This window comes from Sinomonas atrocyanea, from assembly GCF_030812675.1.
Lineage (GTDB): Bacteria > Actinomycetota > Actinomycetes > Actinomycetales > Micrococcaceae > Sinomonas > Sinomonas atrocyanea_B.
The window spans coordinates 122,035-137,925 of sequence record NZ_JAUSTE010000008.1 but is presented as its reverse complement, the minus strand read 5'-3'; the positions used below and the strand labels follow the sequence as shown (position 1 = coordinate 137,925).

At 71.8% G+C, this 15,891-nt stretch carries 17 protein-coding genes; 5 read left to right on the top strand and 12 right to left on the bottom strand.

All coding sequences use genetic code 11. From position 1 onward, the window contains the following. Window positions 1-8: 8 nt before the first annotated feature. Window positions 9-1,340, bottom strand: a complete 1,332-nt coding sequence (locus J2W20_RS12530; protein WP_307006970.1) for an LCP family protein — start codon at window positions 1,338-1,340, stop codon at window positions 9-11. 106 nt (window positions 1,341-1,446) lie between these two features. After that, window positions 1,447-2,043, bottom strand: coding sequence for a TetR/AcrR family transcriptional regulator (locus J2W20_RS12525; RefSeq protein WP_307006969.1), 597 nt, complete (start codon window positions 2,041-2,043; stop codon window positions 1,447-1,449). 98 nt (window positions 2,044-2,141) lie between these two features. On the opposite strand from J2W20_RS12525, the gene J2W20_RS12520 reads away from it, so the two are divergent. Then, a complete protein-coding gene (locus J2W20_RS12520) occupies window positions 2,142-3,152 on the top strand; it encodes an NADP-dependent oxidoreductase (protein ID WP_307006968.1) in 1,011 nt (336 codons plus the stop codon). Window positions 3,153-3,183: 31 nt separating this feature from the next. On the opposite strand, the gene J2W20_RS12515 is transcribed toward J2W20_RS12520, so the two are convergent. Next, complete coding sequence (locus J2W20_RS12515; RefSeq protein ID WP_307006967.1) at window positions 3,184-3,975, bottom strand: IclR family transcriptional regulator; 792 nt, start codon at window positions 3,973-3,975, stop codon at window positions 3,184-3,186. A gap of 253 nt (window positions 3,976-4,228) precedes the next feature. On the opposite strand from J2W20_RS12515, the gene J2W20_RS12510 reads away from it, so the two are divergent. Then, the gene (locus J2W20_RS12510; RefSeq protein ID WP_307006966.1) at window positions 4,229-5,668 is read left to right on the top strand and encodes an amino acid permease; all 1,440 of its coding nucleotides are present in this window, start codon (window positions 4,229-4,231) and stop codon (window positions 5,666-5,668) included. A 113-nt stretch (window positions 5,669-5,781) separates the two neighbouring features. Here the strand turns inward: J2W20_RS12510 and J2W20_RS12505 are convergent, their stop codons facing one another. After that, window positions 5,782-6,525, bottom strand: coding sequence for a 3-hydroxybutyrate dehydrogenase (locus J2W20_RS12505; protein ID WP_307006964.1), 744 nt, complete (start codon window positions 6,523-6,525; stop codon window positions 5,782-5,784). Then, complete coding sequence (locus J2W20_RS12500) at window positions 6,522-7,898, bottom strand: MFS transporter (protein ID WP_307006963.1); 1,377 nt, start codon at window positions 7,896-7,898, stop codon at window positions 6,522-6,524. Before J2W20_RS12500 ends, J2W20_RS12505 begins: the two co-directional genes overlap by 4 nt. Window positions 7,899-8,077: 179 nt before the next feature. Here J2W20_RS12500 and J2W20_RS12495 point away from each other — a divergent pair, with 179 nt between their 5' ends. After that, window positions 8,078-8,998 carry a LysR family transcriptional regulator gene (locus tag J2W20_RS12495; RefSeq protein ID WP_307006962.1) on the top strand — a complete coding sequence of 307 codons (921 nt, stop codon included), beginning with the start codon at window positions 8,078-8,080 and terminating at the stop codon, window positions 8,996-8,998. 26 nt (window positions 8,999-9,024) lie between these two features. Here J2W20_RS12495 and J2W20_RS12490 read toward each other — a convergent pair whose 3' ends face one another. From J2W20_RS12490 to J2W20_RS12475, 4 genes are read right to left on the bottom strand one after another with little or no spacing between them, the layout of a single operon-like run. Further along, window positions 9,025-9,891 (bottom strand): spermidine synthase, encoded by an 867-nt coding sequence (locus tag J2W20_RS12490; RefSeq protein ID WP_307006961.1) that lies wholly within the window; start codon window positions 9,889-9,891, stop codon window positions 9,025-9,027. Beyond that, window positions 9,891-10,427, bottom strand: a complete 537-nt coding sequence (locus tag J2W20_RS12485; RefSeq protein ID WP_307006960.1) for a GNAT family N-acetyltransferase — start codon at window positions 10,425-10,427, stop codon at window positions 9,891-9,893. The genes J2W20_RS12490 and J2W20_RS12485 overlap by 1 nt, the downstream gene beginning before the upstream one ends. A 6-nt stretch (window positions 10,428-10,433) precedes the next feature. Further along, window positions 10,434-11,096 (bottom strand): O-methyltransferase, encoded by a 663-nt coding sequence (locus tag J2W20_RS12480; RefSeq protein ID WP_307006959.1) that lies wholly within the window; start codon window positions 11,094-11,096, stop codon window positions 10,434-10,436. A 57-nt stretch (window positions 11,097-11,153) separates the two neighbouring features. After that, on the bottom strand, window positions 11,154-11,525 hold the full coding sequence (locus J2W20_RS12475) for a thiamine-binding protein (RefSeq protein ID WP_307006958.1): 372 nt from the start codon (window positions 11,523-11,525) through the stop codon (window positions 11,154-11,156). Between the two features lie 94 nt (window positions 11,526-11,619). Between J2W20_RS12475 and J2W20_RS12470 the strand changes: the two genes are divergently transcribed. Further along, window positions 11,620-12,246, top strand: a complete 627-nt coding sequence (locus J2W20_RS12470) for a TetR/AcrR family transcriptional regulator (RefSeq protein WP_307006957.1) — start codon at window positions 11,620-11,622, stop codon at window positions 12,244-12,246. Between the two features lie 92 nt (window positions 12,247-12,338). Here J2W20_RS12470 and J2W20_RS12465 read toward each other — a convergent pair whose 3' ends face one another. The 3 genes from J2W20_RS12465 to J2W20_RS12455 form a co-directional block, all read right to left on the bottom strand. Beyond that, entirely contained in the window at window positions 12,339-12,650 is a 312-nt protein-coding gene (locus J2W20_RS12465) for an AzlD domain-containing protein (RefSeq protein WP_307006955.1), read from the bottom strand. After that, window positions 12,647-13,426 (bottom strand): AzlC family ABC transporter permease, encoded by a 780-nt coding sequence (locus J2W20_RS12460; RefSeq protein ID WP_307007066.1) that lies wholly within the window; start codon window positions 13,424-13,426, stop codon window positions 12,647-12,649. Before J2W20_RS12460 ends, J2W20_RS12465 begins: the two co-directional genes overlap by 4 nt. A gap of 73 nt (window positions 13,427-13,499) precedes the next feature. Then, complete coding sequence (locus J2W20_RS12455) at window positions 13,500-14,372, bottom strand: glycerophosphodiester phosphodiesterase (protein WP_307006954.1); 873 nt, start codon at window positions 14,370-14,372, stop codon at window positions 13,500-13,502. A 108-nt stretch (window positions 14,373-14,480) separates the two neighbouring features. Between J2W20_RS12455 and J2W20_RS12450 the strand changes: the two genes are divergently transcribed. After that, on the top strand, window positions 14,481-15,890 hold the full coding sequence (locus J2W20_RS12450) for an MBL fold metallo-hydrolase (protein WP_307006953.1): 1,410 nt from the start codon (window positions 14,481-14,483) through the stop codon (window positions 15,888-15,890). Window position 15,891: the final 1 nt, after the last annotated feature.

Genomic DNA, 15,891 nt, shown 5'->3' with positions numbered 1-15,891 from the left:
CGGGGCCGCTACTTGACGCAGGGAACGCTGCCGCCCTGGAGCTGGCCCTGCCAGTCCGCGTAGGTCGTCGTCGCGGGCTTCGGCGTCGCACTCGCGGCGGAGGACGGCGAGGCGGGCCCCGCCGCCGGCGAGGTCTCCGCGGCCGTGGGGGCCGCCGTCGTCCGCGTGGCCTTCGGCGCCGGCGGCGCCGGTGGCGCGAGCAGGGCGCGGACGGTGGCCTGGATCTGCGGGACGTCCACGAGGTTGACCGAGGCGCCGTCCGGCGAGGTGCCGAAGCCGAGGATGGGCAGCGTGCTGAAGGAGATGTTGCCGCCGGTGAGGGAGGTGGCCTGCTGGGCCAGCTGCAGGAGGTCGAGTCCGCGGTCCACCGCCATGTTCTTGCTCACCGCGTCGAGCACGCCCTCCATCTTCGGCAGGTTCGTGAACGTGCCCGCCTGCTTGAGCTGGTGGAGCACCGAGACGATGAAGGCCTGCTGGCGGCGGGTGCGGTCGAGGTCGGTGAAGTCGTAGCTGGGGTCCGAGGTGTCGCGGCGCTGGCGGACGAACGCCATGGCCTGCTGGGCGTTGATCTGCTGCGTCCCGGCGCGGAAGTCTGCCCCGGAGAAGGTGTCCTGGGTGGCCCGGTTGACGCACACGGTGATGGGCTGGATCGCGAGGGCCACCTGGTAGAACGCCACCATGGTGATCTCGACGAAGTGGTCGATGCGGACCCCGCCGAGGAATGCCGACACGGTGGCGAGCTCGGCCGCCCGGCCGGCGTCCCGCGCCGCCTGGTAGGTCGCGTCGTCGTTCGGCCTGCCCTCTCCCAGGAGCGCGGCCTGCTTGGCCGCGAACCCGTAGCTGTAGGCCTCCTTGACCTTGGTCTTGAAGCCGGCGCCGGGGAAGCCCGCGGTCTGGACGTAGTCGTCGCGGGGGATGGAGATGGCGGTGGACCGCGATCCGTCTGCCGGGATGTGCACGAGCATGAGCACGTTGGCGTTGTAGAACCCGCCGCTGTCGTCCCCGGCGTGGAGCGCGTTCTGGATGTCCTGGGGCAGCGCCCTGCCGTTCTCGTCGAGCCGGGAGTCGAGGCCCATGATGAGGATGTTGGTGTCCTTGGACAGCTTCGGCACCGAGGGCGAGGAGGCCGACGGCGTGGGGCTCGCCGTCTCGGCGAACGCCTCCGAGAGCGCATCGGAGCGGTGCACGTTCGCGTTGAACCGCCCGGCCAGCTGCACGACGTAGACGACTGCGCCGGCCCCCGCGAGCGCCAGCACCGTCGCGACGACGAGGACCACGCGCAGCCACCTGCGCCGGCGCGCGGGCCGCGTGCGGTCCGCGCCGCTTCCCTGCTCCGCCATGCGCAGCCCCCTCGGCAGGACGCGCCCGGCTGCGCCTGCGGCCGGCGGGCATCCATGTGATGCACACCATACCGCCGCCGCCCCTCGGGCGCATCAGCCTCTGCGGCTACTGCGCCTGCGTCTGGAACGAGCCGATGAGGCCGCGGGCGGTGAGCAGGCTCCGCGAGGCCTCGTCCGGGGCGATGCGCACGAGGGCGAAGGCTGCCACCACGAGCCCCGTCACGGCGTCGGCGAGCCGGTCCCTCTCAACCGCCGTGGCCGCCGGCAGGTGCGCCCGGACCCCGCGGCCCACGGCGGCGCGCAGTTCGTCCCGGTAGTCCGCGATCACGCGGGCCACCTCGGCGTCGTGGGCGATCGGCGCTCCGGCGGCGTTGATGAGCAGGCAGCCGTTGGCGGCGGGCGCGGACCCGGCGCCGGCGAGCGCCTCCCGGAGCCCGTCGAGGTACCCGATGATTGCCTCCGGCTCGACGTGGGAGCCCTGGAGCGGGCGCAGGCGCGGGCGGACGACCTCGTCGAGGTAGCTCTGCACGGCGACGTCGAAGAGCCCGCGCTTGGACCCGAAGGCGTTGTAGATGCTCGAGCGGCTCAGCCCGGTGGCCTGCTCGAGGTCGGGCACCGAGGCGTCCTCGTAGCCGGACTGCCAGAACACGGCGCGGGCGGCGCGCACCGCTGTATCCCGGTCGAAGGCCTGCGTCCTGCCCACGGGCCACCCCACTTTCTGTAACGTTCAGTCCAGTATATGGTGGACCGGTCGTTACAGAATACGGATGGACCTCAGTTCCGGCGAAAGGGACCCCCAGCATGTCGCAGACCTCCAGCACGCAGATCCAACTTGTCCGCCGCCCCTCGGGGTGGCCGACCCACGAGGACTTCCGGACGGTGACCGTCCCGTACGGGGACCTCGAGCCCGGACAGGTCCGCGTGCGCAACGAGTTCGTCTCGGTCGACCCGTACATGCGCGGCCGGATGAACGACTCCCGGAGCTACGTCGCCCCGTACGCGCTCGGCGCGACCATCACCGGCGGAGCCGTGGGCCGGGTCGTCGAGTCCGCTTCCGACGAGGTGCCGGAGGGCGCCATCGTGCTCCACCAGCACGGCTGGACCGACGTCATCCAGGCCGACGCCGGGACCTTCCGGGTGCTGCCCGACGTCCCCGGCGTGCCCCTCTCGGCCCGCCTGCACATCCTGGGCATGACCGGCATGACGGCCTACGTGGGCCTCACCGCGATCGCGGGCCTGAAGGCCGGGGAGACGGTGTTCGTCTCCGGCGCGGCCGGCGCGGTGGGCACCGCCGCCGGGCAGATCGCCAAGCTGCTCGGGGCCAAGCGCGTGATCGGCTCCGCGGGCTCGGCCGAGAAGGTCGCGCTCCTCACCCACAAGTACGGCTACGACGCGGCGTTCAACTACAAGGACGGTGACGTGCGCGGCCAGCTCGCGGCCGCGGCCCCCGAGGGCATCGACGTGTTCTTCGACAACGTGGGCGGCGAGCACCTGGAGGCCGCGCTCGAGGCCTTCAACGACGGCGGCCGGGCGGCCCTGTGCGGGGCGATCTCCGCCTACAACGCGACCGAGCGGCCGGCAGGCCCGGACAACATGTCGAACCTCATCACCCGGGGGCTGAGCCTGCGCGGCTTCACCCTCGGCCACTACCTGCACCTCGCCCCCGAGTTCACGGAGCGGATGACGGCGTGGTTCGCCGCGGGCAGCATCGCCTACGACGAGACCATCGTGGACGGGATCGAGCACACGGTCGATGCGTTCCTGGACATGATGCGCGGGGCGAACACCGGCAAGATGCTCGTGCGCGTGTGAGCCGGCGCCGCCCGCGGAGGGGGTGGGGAGCTCAGCCGCGTCCGTAGATCCTTGCGGCGAGGTCCCCGGCCGCCTTCTGGACCCGGGCGGCGAGCTCCTCGCGCCGCTGTGCGGGCACGCGCTCGGCCTCGAACGTCACTGCGACGGCCGCCGTGGGCCAGCCCGCGTGGTCCCGGACCACGGCCGCGACCGAGGCGAGCCCCGGCGTCACCTCGCCGCCCTCGGTCGCATAGCCGCGCTGGCGCACCTGGTCCAGCTCCGACTGCAGGGCCGAGTACGACCGGATCTGCTCCCCCTCCTCCGTGCGGGAGCTGAAGGCTGCGGCGTTGGGGTAGAGCGCGCGGACCTGGGACTTCGGCAGCGCTGCCAGGATCGCGCGCCCGCTCGCGGTGAGGTGGCTCGGCAGGCGCACCCCCACATCGGTGACGAGCGAGGGCCGGTTCTTGGCCCGCTCCTCGACGATGTAGAGCACGTCCCGGCCGTGCAGCACGGCGAGGTGGGTGCTCTCCCCGATCGCATCCACGAGCGCGGCCAGCAGGGGCCGCCCAAGACGCGAGAGCGGCTCCTGCCGGGAGTAGGCGCTCGAGAGCTCGAAGGCGCCGATCCCGAGGCCGTACCGCTGCTCCTCGGGCAGGTGGAGGACGAACCCGTTCTCCTCCATGACCGCGAGCAGGTGGTAGACCGTGGAGCGAGGCAGGCCCAGCTGCGCCGCGATCGCCGAGGCCGGCTGCGGCCCGCGCCGGGAGGCCAGCAGGCGCAGGATCCGCAGCGTGCTCTCCGCGGCGGGCACCTTCGACTTCTCCCGCCCCTCGGTGGTGGGCATGGGGACTCCTTCCGGTCTCGGTCGGGTTGCGCCTGTGTCTGCAATCCCGGACCACCCCCAGTGTGGGCCGGACGACGCCGGGCGCGCAGCCGCCGTCGTCCGCTCACCGTCCGGGATTCCGGACACTTCCGCACCATGCCGGCATCTGGGATGCGAGACACCCTCTGGTGGTGACGCCACTCACAGCCGCGCAGGGCCCGGCACAGTGGGAGGAGCCTGGCCCGAAGGCCCTTCCCAACGACGTGAGGATCCCATGCAGACCACTCAGCCGGCCGCGCTCAGCCGCGGCCTCAACGTCCGGCACATCCGGTTCATGGCCCTGGGGTCGGCCATCGGCACCGGGCTGTTCTACGGCTCCGCCGAGGCCATCCAGGCGGCTGGCCCGGCGGTCCTGATCGCCTACATGATCGCCGGCGCCGCCGTGTTCATGGTGATGCGCTCGCTCGGCGAGATGGCCGTGCGCCACCCCGTCTCCGGGTCATTCAGCCAGTACGCCGGCCGGTACCTCGGCCCCTTCTGGGGCTTCGCGACGGGCTGGACCTACGTCTTCGAGATGGCGATCGTGGCCCTCGCGGACATCACCGCGTTCGGCATCTACATGGGCTTCTGGTTCCCGCAGGTGGACCGGTGGGTGTGGATCGCCGCCGTGATCCTGGTCCTGACCGCCATCAACCTGCTCAGCGTGAAGGTCTTCGGCGAGCTCGAGTTCTGGTTCTCCCTCGTGAAGGTCGCCGCGATCATCGCCATGATCGCCGGCGGCGCGGCCCTCATCGCGTTCGGCTTCTCGTCGCCCTCAGGCGGGCAGGCGGGCGTGCACCAGCTCGTGGCGAACGGCGGCCTGCTCCCGAACGGCTTCGGGGGCCTGCTCGCCTGCTTCTCGGTGGTGGTGTTCGCCTTCGGGGGCGTGGAGACCATCGGGGTGACGGCCGGCGAGGCCGCGGACCCGAAGAAGGCCATTCCGCAGGCCGTCAACACCGTGCCCGTGCGGATCCTGCTCTTCTACGTGCTCACACTCGGCGTGCTCATGAGCCTGTTCCCATGGAACCAGGTGGGCGCCCAGGGCAGCCCCTTCGTGCAGATCTTCAGCGGTCTCGGGATCCCCGGGGCGGCCAATGTGCTCAACGCGATCGTCATCACCGCAGCGCTCTCCGCGATCAACTCCGACATCTTCGGGGCGGGCCGCGTCCTGTTCGGCCTCGCGCAGCAGGGCCATGCGCCAGCCTCGTTCGGGAAGGTGTCGGCGCGCGGGGTGCCGTGGATGACCGTGGTGGTCATGACCGGCGTGCTCGCCGTCGGCGTGGTGCTCAACGCGGTGATCCCCGCGGACGTGTTCACGGTCATCGCCTCCATCGCGACCTTCGCGACCGTGTTCGTGTGGGCCATGATCCTCGCGAGCCACGTGGCTATGAAGCGCGAGATCCGTCGGTACGCGCTCGCGCCGAGCGAGTTCCCGTCCCCGCTGTGGCCCGCCGCCTCGGTCCTCGCGATCGCATTCATGGTGTTCGTCACGGTGCTCCTGGGCTGGTTCGAGGACACCCGGGTGGCCCTCGTGGTGGGCGGGGTGTGGGTCGCGCTCCTGGCTGGCGCGTATGCCCTGTGGGTCCGCGGCGACGGGCGGCGGCGCCCGGGGCTGCGGGATGAGACGGCTCCGTTGCCCGTGGTCTCACCGGATGGGGACCGGGTGCGGGCGTAGCCCTCGGCGCCCGCGGGCATTCCGACGCAACTCAGCGCCGCTTCGGCCCCTTTCGGGGCGGAAACGGCGCTGAGTTGTGTCGTTGTGCCCGGGTTGGCGGACGGGGCGCGGCCCTACCGGGCCGACCAGCCGCCATCCATCGTGTAGGAAGCCCCGGTGACCATGCCGGCGTCGTCTGAGGCAAGCCAGCATGCGAGGGAGGCCACCTCGGAGGGCTCGACGAGCCGCTTGATCGCCATCTCGGTCAGCATGACCTTCTCGAGGACTTCTGACTCGGGGATGCCGTGGGTCTGGGCCTGGTCCTTGATCTGCTTCTCGACCAGCGCGGTACGGACGTATCCCGGGTTGATGCAGTTGGACGTCACTCCGTGCTCCGCGCCCTCGAGCGCGGTGACCTTCGAGAGGCCCTCGAGGGCGTGCTTCGCCGTGACGTACGCGCTCTTGAAGGCCGAGGCGCGGAGGCCGTGCACCGACGAGAGGTTGATGACCCGGCCCCAGCCGCGCTCGTACATGTGCGGCAGTGCGGCGCGGACCAGGAGGAAGGGCGCCTCGACCATGAGCCTCTGGATCCGCCGAAAGGCCTCCGGGTCGTACTCCTGGATGGGGGCGACCTTCTGGATCCCCGCGTTGTTCACGAGGATGTCGCAGTCGAGCCGCAGGTCCTCGAGCGCGGCAGTGTCGAGCAGGTCCACGGCCCATGCGCTGCCCCCGAGGTCCGCGGCGAGCTTCTCGGCGGCGCCGCCGTCGAGGTCGGCGACCACCACGTGCGCGCCCCGGTCGGCGAGCCCGCGCGCGACCGCAGCGCCGATCCCCGCCGCACCGCCGGTGACCAGTGCCTTGCGGCCGTCGAGGCTCATGCGCGGGCCCCTGCCTCGGACACCTTGCCCTGGAAGCGGGCGGCGTCGGCGGCGTCGAGCGCGTGCAGCGAGGCGCCCTTGGTCTCGCGCATGGCGAGGACGGCGATGACGGTGATGACGCCTGCTGCGGCGAGGTAGACCGCAGTCGGCCACCAGGAGCCCGTGGCCTTGAGCCACTCGGTGGCAAAGACGGGGGCGAGCGAGCCTGCGACGATCGAGGTGACCTGGTAGGCGATCGAGACACCCGAGTAGCGCATGCGGGTCGGGAACATCTCGGCCATGATGGCCGGCTGGCCGGAGTACATGAGGCCATGGAAGACCAGGCCCACGATGATGGTCAACAGGATGACGAGCACATTCTTGGTGCCGAAGGCCGGGAAGGCCCAGAAGCCCCACGTGCCGCCCAGGATCGCGCCGGCGAGGTAGACCGGCTTGCGGCCGATCCGGTCGGCGAAGCGGCCGATCACCGGGATGATCGAGAAGTGGCAGATGTGCGCGATCGCGATGACGCCGAGGATCGAGGCGGTGTTCATCTTCAGGCCGGTGCCGAGGTAGACGATCGAGAACGTGACCACGAGGTAGTACATGATGTTCTCCGCGAACCGCAGGCCCATGCCGACCAGGACGCCGCGCGGGTAGCGCTTGAGGACCTCGAAGACGCCGTAGCCGGCGGCCTTCTCGGTCTCGAGCTCGGCCTTGGCGGCCTGGAAGATCGGCGCCTCGTCGATCTTGGTGCGGATGACGTAGCCCACGATCACCACGACGGCGGAGAGCCAGAAGGCAACGCGCCAGCCCCAGACGAGGAAGGCATCGGCGGAGAGGGCCGAGGTCATGATCCACAGGACCACGGTCGCGAGGACGTTGCCCAGCGGCACCGCGGCCTGGGGCCATGAGGACCAGAAGGCCCGCTTCTCGTCCGGGGCGTGCTCGGCCACGAGCAGGACGGCGCCGCCCCATTCGCCGCCGAGGGCGAGGCCCTGGATGAAGCGGAGGAGGACGAGGAGGATGGGCGCCCAGATGCCGATCTGCGCGTAGGTCGGCAGGCAGCCCATGAGCACGGTCGCGGCGCCGATGAGCATGATGGTGATCTGCAGGGTCTGCTTGCGCCCGATCCTGTCGCCGATCTGGCCGAAGACGATGCCGCCGAGCGGGCGGGCGATGAACCCCACGGCGTAGGTGAGGAACGCGGCGATGATCGCGTCGTACTCGTTGCCCATCTTGGGCAGCAGGATCTTGTTGAACACGATCGTGGACGCGGTGGCGTAGAGGAAGAAGTCGTACCACTCGACCACCGTGCCCGCCATCGAGGCGGAGACGATCTTCTTGAGCAGCGGCTGCTCGGTACTGCCGGCGGAGCGCTGGTTCACGCTCATGGGGTGCCTCCTGGGGTGTCGTCGCTGACACGGCTCACAAACGGGGCCTCGCGGGCGTCTTCACGGTATGACGCCCATCACATGTCCCGACGAGTATTCCCTGCGCAGGTCTGCGCCTTCAATGGGCAATCCAGCACGGATCATGTGCAGATTTGCAGAGGGGGCCCTAGGCTTTCCCCATGACGCCGGCCCCGCCCTCAGCAGATCTCCTCCTCGTGCTCCTCGAGGTGTCCCGCTCCGGGAAATTCACGACGGCGGGCGAGGGCCTGGGCCTGAACCACACCACCGTGGCGCGCAAGATCGCGGCCCTCGAGAAGTCGCTCGGGGGCCGCGTGCTGGCCCGCGCCGCGGGTGGGTGGGAGCTCACGCCGCTCGGCGAGCGCGCCGTGGGCGTGGCGGCCCAGGTCGCCGACGCGGTGGGGCGCCTGGGACCCGGCGGGGAGGACCCGATCACCGGGGTGGTGCGCATGACGGCGACGGACGGCTTCAGCGCCTACATCGCCTCTCCCGCGATAGCTCGGCTGCGGGCCGAGCACCCCGGACTGACGGTGGAGCTCGTCACGGTCACCCGCCGGGCCCTCCAGCAGCGCTCCGGGGTGGACATCGAGGTCGTCGTGGAGGGTGAGCCGCAGGTCCACCGCGCCCAGGCCGTGCGGCTCGGCGAGTACACGCTGGGGATGTACGCCTCCCGCGGGTACCTGGCCCGGCACGGCGCCCCGCAGACTCCCGAGGAGCTGGCCCGCCACGGCCTCGTCTACTTCGTCGACTCGATGCTCCAGATCGACGACCTCGACGCCCCCCGGCGCCTCGCGCCCGAGATGCGGGACGGCCTGACGTCGACCAACGTGTTCGTGCACGTCGAGGCGACCCGGGCCGGCGCCGGCATCGGCTTCCTGCCGTGCTTCATGGCGGACCGCCACGACGACCTCGTGCGGCTCCTCCCCGACTACTTCCGCGAGCAGCTTCCGTACTGGATGGTGCTGCGGCCGGACTCCTACCGGCAGCCAGCCGTCGCGGCCGTGGCGGACGCGCTGCGGGCCCAGATGGAGCGTTCGCGCCCCCTGCTCCTGGGCCGCGCGGATCCGCCTCCTGAGCGCTGACCGCCGTGGCGGCCCCGGGGAGGCGATCAGGGCAGGGCGTCCGGATCCACCGCGTCCACCTCCGGTGGAGGGGCGGGGTCGCGGCGCGGTTCGGCGGTCCCGATCCACGCGCGGACCTGAGCGTCGTCCCAGACCTGGGCGGGCAGTCCGCCGCCGAGCAGGCGGCGACGGAGCGCCGGTGAGGCGGGGATCGGCGTCGTGCTTCCGGCGATCACGAAGTTGCCGTACCTGCGGCCCTTGAGCATGGCCGAGTCGGCGACGACGGCGGTGTGCGGGAAGACGGCGGCGATCGCGGCCGCCTCGGTCCTCGCGGAGACGTGGTCCGGAGCGCTGCCGATGTTCGCCAGGAACAGGCCGCCCGCGTCGAGCAGGCGGGCCGAGGCCTCGATGAACTCGACGGTGGTCAGGGAATCAGGGGTGGTGGACCCGGCGAAGACGTCGCGGACCACGACGTCCCGGGTGGCCGGGGTCAGCGCCTCGGTGACCTCCCGGGCCTCGCCGACGCGCAGGCGCAGCAGCGGTGCCCGCGGCAGGTCGAACCATCCGCGCACGTACTCGGCGAGCTTCGCGTCGAGCTCGACGACGACCTGCCGCGCGTCCGGGTAGCGCGCAGCGAGGTACCGCGGGATGGAGCAGCCGCCCCCGCCCTGGTGGAGGGCGCGGAGCCGGTCGGTGCGCGCGGGGTCGAAGCGGTCCTCGATGAGGGCCACAATCCAGCGCATGTACTCGAAGTCGAGCCGGAGCGGGTCGGACAGGACGATGTGCGAACTCTGGACGCCGTTGATCTTCAGGAGCCAGCCGTCGCGCGAGTCGCCGTCCGGCACGAGCTCCGCGCTGCCGGTGCTGATGGGGTAGAGGCCCGCCGACGGGCCCGGCCCCTGCTGGGCGGGCATCAGGCACCCCCGCCGGCGCCGCGCACCATGCGGATCTCGTACACGGGCGTCCCTCCGACCTCTTCGAGGTGGCGGGCACCGTCGGGCATAAAGCCGAGCCTGCTGTAGAACCCCTGGGCCCGCGGGTTGTCTTCGAAGACCCACACGGAGGCCGGGCGGTCTGCGAGGACGCGCTCGACGACCGCCTGCCCGGCGCCCGTGCCGTGCAGCTCGGCCAAGACGTAGACGGTATAAAGCTCCTCCGCGGCGGGGGCATCGTCGTCGCGGGCGGGCCCGGCCCCCGCGAACCCGACCACGCGCCCGCGGGACCGGACCAGCGCGAACCGTGCGGGCGACTCCGGGGAGAGCGACCTGCGCCAGCCCTCGGTGCGGGCCGGCGAGTCGCCGAGGCCGCCCTCGAGGAAGGCGGCCGGGAGAAGGTGGGCATAGGCCTCGCGCCACGAGGCGTCCTTGACCGCGAGCAGCGCCTCGGCGTCCTCGGGCGTGGCATCCGCGATCTCGAAGGCAGGCTCCGGCGCCGCGCTGCTGGTGGCCACCGCCCGCTACCTCACCACGGCCAGGGCGAAGCCGTCCCAGCCCTTGGACCCGGCCGTCTGCACGACGGTCGCGTCGAAGAGGGGGCCTCCCAGGAGCTCGAGGGACTCCACGATGAACGGCGCGTCGGAGTCCCCGCCCTCCGGGTGCAGGAGCGTGCCCTCCCACACCGCGTTGTCGAGCACCACCACGGTGCCCGGCCGCCCGAGCCTGACCGCCCATTCGAGGTAGCGGGAGTTGTTCTGCTTGTCGGCGTCGATGAAGACGAGGTCGTAGGGGCCGGACAGGCCCGAGAGCGTCTCGAGGGCGCGGCCCACGTGCACGGTCACCTTCTCGGCGAGACCGGCCGCGGCGAGGTTCTCGCGGGCCACGGCCGCGTGTTCCGGGAGGTACTCGAGCGTGTCGAGGTGTCCGTCATCGGGCAGGGCCTGGCCCATCCAGATGCTGCTGAAACCCGCGAGGGTGCCGATCTCGAGCACCCGCCTCGCGCCGGAGATCCGCACGAGGAGGTTCAGCAGCTTGCCGGATGTGGGCTGGACTTCGATCGGAGGCATGCCGCGTGCCCCGGCCGTCTCGAGGGCACGCTCATGCTCGGGCCCTGGCTTGACGACGGTCCGCGTGAGCCAGCGTTCGACCTCGGTCCATTCGGGCTGCGCGACATGTTCGACCATGCCGCCAGTCTGGCACTTCGCGCCGGGGCCGCGACAGCGTCCCGCCCGACCGGCGCGTCAGCCGCCCGGCTGCTCCGGTGCCCGGCCCGCGATCGCCCGCTCGAGCCGCTCCACCTTGCCGGTGATCTCGCCGGTGTGGCCCGGGCGGATGTCGGCCTTGAGCACGAGTGAGACCCGCGAGCCGTAGCGGCCCACGGCTTCGGTGGCCCGCTTCACGACGTCCATGACCTCGTCCCACTCGCCCTCGAGCTCGGTGAACATCGAGCTCGTGCGATTGGGCAGCCCGGACTCCCGCACGACCCGGACCGCTGCCGCGACCGCTTCGTGGACGGAGTCGGAGGGAGCGGACGACGGCGAGCCGGGCGCCTCGGCGGGGCGGCCGGCGTCGGGCGCGGGGCCGGACGGGGACACGGAAAAGGCGACGATCATGCGCACCAGTGTGCCACCGCCGAGGCCGCGACAAGGTTGAGAGCGTGCCGTCATATAGGCGGCACCCCGACTCTCGGATGGGTACTGTTGAGGCATGCAGCAGGAACGGGCGTGGCGCAAGCCGATGCGCGCCGACGCGGCACGCAACATCGAGAAGATCATCACGGCGGCCCTTGACTGCTTCCGCGAGGAGGGCCCGAATGTGTCCCTCAAGACCGTGGCGGACCGCGCCGGGGTTGGGCCGGCCACGCTGTTCCGGAACTTCGCCGACAAGGACGAGCTTGTCCTCGCCGCCGTCGAGCGGCAGATCAAGGTCAAGGTCGAGCCCGTGGCCGAGATGGCCCTCGAGAACCCCGACGCCGCCTCCGGCCTCGTCGAGGTCCTCAGCGCGGTCATGCAGGTGGCGAACGACGAGCACAACCTGCTCTCCGCCGTCGCGGGCCGGCGGAGCCTGCTCGTGGGACTTGCCGGCAAGCTCATCGAGTCCCTCGGGGTCCTGCTCCAGCGCGGCCAGCGGGAGGGGACCCTGCGCGAGGAGCTCCAGCTGATCGACATGGTGCGGCTCGTCGCGATGCTCATCGGCGCCGGCGACACCTTGGAGCCGGGGTCCTTCGCGTGGCAGCGCTACGTGGCGCTCGTCGAGGACGCCATCCGCACCCACCGCGAGAACCGGCCGCTGCCGCCCCTCGGCCCGATCCCGGGCGTCGAGCTCCCCCTCTGACCCCCCCCGGGTGACTCCCGGGAGGTGACCCTCAGGAGGTGACTTCCAGAAGGTGACCCCCAGGAGGTGACCCCCAGAAGGGCGGGGGCCGGTCAGCCCCAGCCGAGGAGGCGCAGGAGCGCCGCCGCTGCAGCGCCGGCGATGACCACCACGAGGAACGGGGCCCGCAGCAGCAGTGCCACGGCCGCTGCGGCGAGGGAGCCGAGGCGGGCGTCGAGGACGAGGGACTGCCCGCTCGCGAACGTGTTGACGGCGGTCAGGGACGCCAGCAGCCCGATGGTGACCGTGCCCGCGACCCGCAGCATGCGCTCGTTGTCCATCCACCGGCGCGGCAGCAGGTAGCCGAGCAGCTTGAGCGCGTACGCGGCAGCGCACGCGAGGACGATCCAGGCCCACAGGCTCATGCCCGTTCCCCGTCCTGGCCCTCGTCCCCGTGGGGGTCGCGGCGGGAGTAGGGATCCAGATCAGGCCCCAGCCCTTCCACCCCGGCGCCCGCGGAGGGCCGGCCGGCGGCAGCCCGCTCGTGGCTCAGCCATCCGAGGACCGCGGCGACGAGCGCCGCGATGAGGATCGGGACCCCGGGAGGCACGAACGGCACGGCGAGCACGGTCGCGAGCGCGCAGACCACGGCGATGGCCCAGGGCTCGCGGCCCCTGAGGCGCGGCCACAGGAGCCCGAGGAAGGCGGCCACGGCGGCGCCGTCGAGCCCCCACTGCTTGGGGTCTCCGAGGGCGTTGCCTGCCAGGGCGCCCACCGCGGTGAAGACGTTCCAGAGCACGAACACCCCGACCCCTGCCACCCAGAATCCCCGGCGCTGCTCGGTCGGCGACTCCTGGCCCACCGCGGTCGCAGTGGACTCGTCGATCGTGAACTGGGGGGCAACGAAGCGGCGCCAGCCGGCCGGGGCGAACATCGCGTTGAGCTGCATGCCGTAGACCGCGTTGCGCACCCCGAGCAGCGTGGCTGCGGCGGTGGCCGCGGCCCCCGAGCCGCCGCCGGCGAGCACGCCGATGAAGGCGAACTGGGAGCCGCCGGTGAACATGAGCAGGCTCAGGGCCACGGTCTGGAGGACGTCGAGCCCCGAGGCGACCCCGAGTGCGCCGAAGGAGATGCCGTAGAGGCCTGTCGCGACGGCGATCGAGAGGCCGATCCGCGCCGCAGGCGAGCGGCGCAGCGGCACCGGCCCCGCGCCGTCGTGCGCAGGCTCGGGCTCGTGCGCGGGCTCGGGTTCGGGTTCGGGGAGAGGATCCGCGTCAGCCAAGGGCCGTCCCCAGCTGGGCGAGCACCTCGGCGGGGCGGTTCGTGGTGATCTGCTGGATGCCGGCGGCGAGGCAGTGCTCCACGTCCTCGGGCGCGTCCACCGTCCAGACACGGAAGGTGAGCCCTGCCCCGAGCCAGGCGCGCACGCGGTTCGGGTGGTCCCGGACGTAGCGGATCCCGGGACCGGCGATCCCGGCGCGGCCCTCGTCGAGGATCGCCTCGGCGTCCATCTGGGCTGCCTTGAGCACGTTGGCGACCGCCCCGCCGGTGAGGGCCCCGAGCGCGGCCGACTGGCGCAGCTCCTCGACTGAGACGTCGTCGACGAGCATGCAGACATGGCGCGCCGGGACCGAGGCCAGGAGGTACTCGATGGCCTCGGCGTCGAAGCTCATGAAGCTGACCCGGATGCCGCCCACCCGCGACTCCTCGGGCTCCCAGCCGCGGGAGCGCAGCGCCTCGAGCACACGGTCCTCGAGCGCCCGGCGGTACGGGCTCGGGTGCTTGAGCTCGATCGCGAGCCCCACCTCGCGCCCGGAGGCCGTGAGCAGGTCGAGGAGCTCGGGCAGCGTCAGCAGCTGCTGGCTCTGGGCGCCGAATTCGTCCGGGACGCGGACGCCCTTCCACGACGAGAAGTCGAGCTCGCGGAGCTGGGCGAGGGTCCGCTCTGCCACGGGCCCGGTGCCGCTCGAGGTGCGGTCCAGGTTCGCGTCATGCAGCAGGACCAGGTGCTGGTCGCGGGTGAGGTGGACATCGCATTCGACGCCGTCCGCGCCGTCGGCGAGCGCCTGGAGGTAGGCCGCACGCGTGTGCTCCGCGAAGCGCGCGCTCGCGCCGCGATGGGCATAGACAAGGGGGCGGGTGGTCATGGCGCAAGGGTATCGGACCCATCCGACGCCCAGATTGCGTCATACCCCTAGGGGTACTATTCTTGAGTGAAGCAATACCCCCTGGGGTATCTCGATGGAAGGAGAGCCATGCTGCTCGAGCGAATCTACGACCAGGACCTGGCACAGGCCAGCTACATGATCGGCTGCCAGGCCAAGGGCGAGGCGCTCGTCGTCGACGCCCGCCGCGACATCGCCCCGTACCTCGAGCTCGCCGCCGCGAACGGCATGAAGATCGTCGCGGTGACCGAGACCCACATCCACGCGGACTACCTCTCCGGGTCCCGCGAGCTCGCCGCTGCCACCGGCGCAGAGCTGTATGTCTCGGGCGAGGGCGGCGAGGACTGGCAGTACGGCTTCGAGGCCGAGCGGCTCATGGACGGCAGCACCATCGCGCTGGGCAACATCACCGTCACCGCCGTGCACACCCCGGGCCACACTCCGGAGCACCTCTCGTTCCTCGTCAAGGACGGCGCCTTCAGCGACCAGCCCGGCTACCTCCTCTCGGGCGACTTCGTCTTCTCGGGGGACCTCGGCCGCCCCGACCTGCTCGACGAGGCCGCCGGCGGCGTGAACACCCGCTTCGAGGGCGCGCGCCAGCTCTTCACGAGCCTCAAGGAGAAGTTCCTGACCCTCCCGGACCACCTCCAGGTCCACCCCGGCCACGGCTCCGGCAGCGCCTGCGGCAAGGCCCTCGGCGCCATCCCGTCCACCACGGTGGGCTACGAGCGCCTGTTCGCCTGGTGGGCCCCCTACCTCGCCGCGAACGACGAGGAAGGCTTTGTCCGCGAGCTCCTCGACGGCCAGCCCGACGCCCACGCCTACTTCGGACGGATGAAGCGCCAGAACCGCCTCGGACCCGCCGTCATGGGCGGCCGCGGCGCACTCCCCGAGCTCGCCCCCGAGGCCATCGCGGAAGACCTGGCCGCGGACCGGATCACCTTCGTGGACACCCGCAACCACAACGATGTCCACCAGGGCACCGTGGCGCACTCCCTCAACATCCCCGCAGGCGGCAAGATGGCCACCTACGGCGGATGGGCCTACGATCCCGAGACCGACTCCCGCCCGCTCGTGCTCCTCGCCCAGAACGAGGAAGCCGCCGGGCGCATGTGGGACTCGCTCGTGCGCGTGGGCATCGACAACGTCGCGGGTTTCACGCCCACCCTCGAGGGCCTGCCCCTGACGACCCCCCGCACGCTCGACCCCGCCGAGCTCGAGGGCTTCGACGCCGCCCTCGTGCTCGACGTCCGCAATAAGACCGAGCACGCCGCGGGCCACATCCCGGGCTCCGAGCAGCTCAGCGCCGGCCGCGTCCTGTGGCACACGGACCAGCTCCCGTCCGAGGGCGTGATCGTGAGCTACTGCCAGAGCGGCGTCCGCAACTCGGTCGCGGCGAGCACGCTGCGCCGCGCCGGCTACGACGTCGTCGAGCTCGAGGGCAGCTACCTCGGCTGGAAGGCGTTCGCGGACGCCCAGGAGGCCGTGGCCGCCCGCTGAG